We start from the raw sequence: 4,352 nt of genomic DNA, 5'->3' as shown, positions 1-4,352 counted from the left end.
CGCCTCTCCGGCTTGCGCCAATCAGTCGCTGGCAACGCTGACGGCTTCGCCCTCGATGAGCACCGGCTGCGCATAGCCGGCCGGCTTGTCGCCAGTCGTGGCGCCGCCGGTGACCCGGCCCTGGATCTCGAAGCCGAAATAGGAATGGGGGAATGGCGCCGGGGATCTGCTGACTACCTCCAGTCTTTCGCGAAGCGCGGCTGGAATTGAAAAATCCAGCGCCCCGATATTGTCCTGTAGTTGGGCAAGCTTGGTCGCGCCGAGAATGACCGTGGCGACGCCCGGCTGCGTCGCCACCCAGTTGAGCGCGACCTGGGGCATGCTGCGGCCGAGTTCGGCGGCAACCTTTTCGAGCTCCGCCACGATCTTCCAGTTGCGCTCGGTGAATTTCTGGAACCCCGGATGGGTGGTGTTGCGGAACCCATCGAGCCGGCCGGCATTTCCGGCCTGCGCCGGCCGATACTTGCCGCTGAGCAAGCCGCTGGCCAGCGGGCTCCAGACCATGATGCCCGCCCCGTGACGCGTGCCGAAGGGGACGAACTCATGCTCGATCGAACGTTCGGCGAGCGAATATTCGAGCTGCAAGGCCGAAACTGGCTCGTAGCCGCGCAATTCGGCAATCGCCTGGGCGCGGCCGGCATACCAGGCCGGCACGTCCGACAGACCGATATGGCGCACCTTGCCCGCGCGCACCAGGTCGTCCAGCGTGCGCATGACCTCTTCGGCCGGCGTCAGCCTGTCCCAGACGTGAAGCAGGTAGAGGTCGATATAGTCCGTGCCGAGCCGCCTGAGCGAGGCCTCCACCGCGCGCATGATGTTCTTGCGGCCATTGCCGCCGCTGTTCGGATTGCCGGGCTCGGTGTTCATGGTGAACTTGGTGGCGATCACTGCCTTGTCGCGCAGCCCGCGCTCGGCGACGAATTCGCCGAGCCAGGTCTCGCTCGTGCCATTGGTGTAGAGGTCGGCGGTATCGAAGAAATTGCCGCCTGCCTCGACATAGGCGTCGAACATCGAGCGGGCGGTTTCCCGGTCGGCTCCCCAGCCCCATTCCGTGCCGAAGGTCATCGTGCCGAGCGCGATGCGGCTTACCCGAAGGCCGCTGTTGCCGAGGGTGTAGTAATTCATCGTCATGATGTAGTTCCGATTCTGATAGGGATTGATGCCGCCATTCAGCGGCCGGGAGTGGTCTTGACCCACGCGTTGCCGCGCTCATGCGTCATGCGGAACGTGAAGCCATCCACTTTCCAGCCGGCTTGCGTGCGGGTCAGGCGGTGCTCGTAGGTGCCCCAGACTTCCCAGAGCGGGTCGCCATTGCCTTCCATCCGATTCCAGGCGTAGCCATTCGACGACACGGTGGCGCGGTCGCCGTCGATCACCACCTGGTGGTTGGTGCGCAGGTGCAGGCTCGTCTTGCTCCCCTTGAGGTTCGCCGACCATGTGCCGATCAGCTCGTCCGAGGCGATGGTGGCCGGCGGCCGTCCGGAGAGGCTGCTGAAATCCACAGTGACCCGATCCGCGAAATAGCTACGGGCAAGCGGCCAGTCCTGCGCGTCGACGGCGCGGTCGATCGAGTCGGCGATGCGGATCACGGCGCGCTCATTGGCGTGCGCGTGCCAGTCCGACGGTTCCGCTCCGCCGGCATCGACCGGTGCCAATGCCATGCCCGCTGCGAAAGTGACGTGCTTCAACGCTTTCATCTCGTCTTCTCCTTCTGCATCGGCCCGCCGCCGGTGGCGCTGGCGACAATGTGTGCAAGTATGCGGCAGACGATAAGATTGCATTGTTCGCAATGACTATGCGATACCGCTCATCAATGGATCGCGATCTGCTCAGCCACCTGCCTGTCGTCGTCGCCGTCGCACGGCGCGGCGGCTTCGCGCTCGCCGCGGCCGAGCTCGGCATGAGCCCGTCGGCGGTCAGCCACGCTGTGCGTCTGGTCGAGGAGCGGATCGGTCAGCCGCTGTTCGCGCGCACGACGCGCAGCGTCTCGCTGACCGAAGCCGGCAAGGCATTGATCGAGACCGCAGCCCCTGCCCTGCAGGACATCGCCGAACGCATGGACCGCATCCGCGGCATCGGCGGCCGCCCGGCGGGGCTGCTCAGGATCAACGTCTCCCATATCGCCATCCCGCTGGCGGTGACCCCCGTGGTGGCGGCGATGGCGGAGCGCTATCCGGACGTGACCGTCGAGCTGTTTGCCGATCAGGGCCTCGTCGATATCGTGGGAGAAGGTTTCGACGCCGGCATCAGGCTGGGCGAGATGATCGCACAGGATATGGTGGCGGTCCGGCTGACGCCGCCATTCAGTGTCGTGATGGCTGCTTCGCCGACCTATGTCGGGCGGCGCGGCCGTCCCACCGCCATCGCCGATCTCGCCGGCCACAATTGCATCGGCTACCGCCTCGTGCGCAGTGGCGCGCTCTACCGCTGGGACCTGAGCGAGGACGGCAATGACGTCTCTGTGGAAACGAATGGCACGGCAATCGTCACCGATTCGCTCGCCGCGATCGACCTCGCGCTTGCCGGGGTTGGCATCATCTATGTCTTTGAGCCGCTGGTGCGCGCCCACATCGCCGCCGGTCGCCTCGTGCAGATCCTGCCGCAGTCGGCGATCGAGGAACCCGGCCTGTTCCTCTATTTCCCGCGCCGGGCGTCGATGGCGCCGAAGCTCCGGGCCTTCATCGACACCGCGCAAGAAATCGGCCGGGCATCCTCGCGGACGCCCGGCCGTGCTGCCTGAGCTCTGTAGCCCTACTTGTGCTTCGGGCTATTTCTTGACCGCCGCCGCGACTTCCGCGGCGAAATCGGTCTCTTCCTTCTCGATGCCTTCGCCGAGCGCGTAACGCACATAGCCGGTGATCTTTGCAGGAGCGCCGATTTCCTTCTCGGCATCCTTCAGCGCCTTCTCGACGGTGATGTCGGGATTGAGCACGAAAGCCTGCTTCAGCAGAACGACCTCTTCATAGAACTTGCGCAGGCGGCCCTCGACCATCTTTTCGATGATCGCCTCCGGCTTGCCGGACTGGCGCGCCTGGTCGGAGAAGATCGCCTTCTCGCGTTCGACCAGCGCCGGATCGACTTCCTCGGCGGTCAGCGCAACCGGGTTGGAATTCGCAACATGCATGGCGACATGGCGACCAAAGGCATTTGCGGCCTCTGCATTACCGGTGGTCTCGATGGCAACCAGCACGCCGAGCTTGCCGAGGCCGTCGGCGACCTTGTTATGCACATAGTTCGCCACCACGCCGTGCGCGACAGAGAGCTTGGTCGAACGACGGAAGCCCATGTTTTCGCCGATGGTGCCGACCGCATCCTTGATCGTCTCGGTGACCGACTTGTCCGAGCCCGTGTACTTGGCGGCCGCCACAGCTTCGGTCGCGCCATAGGCCAGCGCCACCTTGGCGACGTTGGCGACGATCTCCTGGAACGCGGCATTGCGGGCGACGAAGTCGGTCTCGGAATTGACCTCGACAATGGCAGCCTCGCGCAGGCCGGCATCAACGCCGATAAGGCCCTCGGCAGCGGTGCGGCCAGCCTTCTTGTCGGCCTTGGAGATGCCCTTCTTGCGCAGCCAGTCGACGGCCTCTTCCATGTTGCCGTTGGTCTCGTTCAACGCCGCCTTGCAGTCCATCATGCCCGCGCCGGTCAAGTCGCGGAGTTCTTTGACCTGTGCAGCCGTAATGCTCATTGTCGCCTCTTTGTTTCAAATGCGCCGACGCACCATCGATTCTCGATGATGCGCCCGGCGACAGCGCTTAGCGCGCCAAGATATTGGAAAGATGAAGGCCGGAACCGGCCTTCGCTATTATGCTTCCGGGGTCTCGGCCGCCGGGGCATCGAGCGCCGGCTCGACCGGAGCCTCGACCGAGGCGCCGATGTCGACGCCGAGCGCGCCCTGCTGGCGAGCGATGCCGTCGATCGCAGCCTTGGCGATCAGGTCGCAGTAGAGCTGGATGGCGCGAGCCGCGTCGTCATTGCCGGGGATGGGGAAGTCGATCTTGTCCGGGTCGCAGTTCGAATCGATGATGGCGACGACCGGAATGCCGAGGCGCTTGGCCTCGAGGATGGCGATCGCTTCCTTGTTGGTATCGATGACGAACATCAGGTCCGGCGTCGAGCCCATGTCCTTGATGCCGCCCAGCGCCTTGTCGAGCTTCTCGCGCTCGCGGTCGAGGTTGAGGCGCTCCTTCTTGGTCAGGCCCTGTGCCTCGCCGGCCAGCAGTTCGTCGAGCTTGCGCAGGCGCTGGATCGAGTTCGAGATCGTCTTCCAGTTGGTCAGCATGCCGCCGAGCCAACGCGAGTTGACGTAATACTGGGCCGAGCGCTGCGCGGCGTCAGCGACGATTTCGGAC

Annotated in this window: 5 protein-coding genes; 1 reads left to right on the top strand and 4 read right to left on the bottom strand. The window is 64.8% G+C overall.

Annotation, left to right across the window (positions count from 1 at the left end):
• Positions 1-21 precede the first annotated feature (21 nt).
• The gene (locus EN745_RS30880; protein ID WP_126054463.1) at positions 22-1,131 is read right to left on the bottom strand and encodes an aldo/keto reductase; all 1,110 of its coding nucleotides are present in this window, start codon (positions 1,129-1,131) and stop codon (positions 22-24) included.
• Between the two features lie 38 nt (positions 1,132-1,169).
• Positions 1,170-1,697, bottom strand: a complete 528-nt coding sequence (locus EN745_RS30875) for a nuclear transport factor 2 family protein (protein WP_126054462.1) — start codon at positions 1,695-1,697, stop codon at positions 1,170-1,172.
• 116 nt (positions 1,698-1,813) lie between these two features.
• On the opposite strand from EN745_RS30875, the gene EN745_RS30870 reads away from it, so the two are divergent.
• Positions 1,814-2,740: a LysR family transcriptional regulator gene (locus EN745_RS30870; protein WP_126054461.1), complete on the top strand. Its 927-nt coding sequence runs from the start codon at positions 1,814-1,816 to the stop codon at positions 2,738-2,740.
• A gap of 27 nt (positions 2,741-2,767) precedes the next feature.
• Here EN745_RS30870 and tsf read toward each other — a convergent pair whose 3' ends face one another.
• Together tsf and rpsB are read right to left on the bottom strand one after the other, a co-directional pair.
• Positions 2,768-3,688 carry a translation elongation factor Ts gene (gene tsf, locus EN745_RS30865; RefSeq protein ID WP_126054460.1) on the bottom strand — a complete coding sequence of 307 codons (921 nt, stop codon included), beginning with the start codon at positions 3,686-3,688 and terminating at the stop codon, positions 2,768-2,770.
• A 117-nt stretch (positions 3,689-3,805) separates the two neighbouring features.
• A partial coding sequence (gene rpsB / locus EN745_RS30860; protein WP_127422995.1) for a 30S ribosomal protein S2 occupies positions 3,806-4,352 on the bottom strand: 547 nt, incomplete at its 5' end.

The organism is Mesorhizobium sp. M4A.F.Ca.ET.022.05.2.1 (assembly GCF_003998845.1).
Classification (GTDB): Bacteria; Pseudomonadota; Alphaproteobacteria; order Rhizobiales; family Rhizobiaceae; genus Mesorhizobium.
The sequence above is the reverse complement of the archived record's forward strand: the minus strand, read 5'-3'. Positions and strand labels throughout refer to the sequence as shown.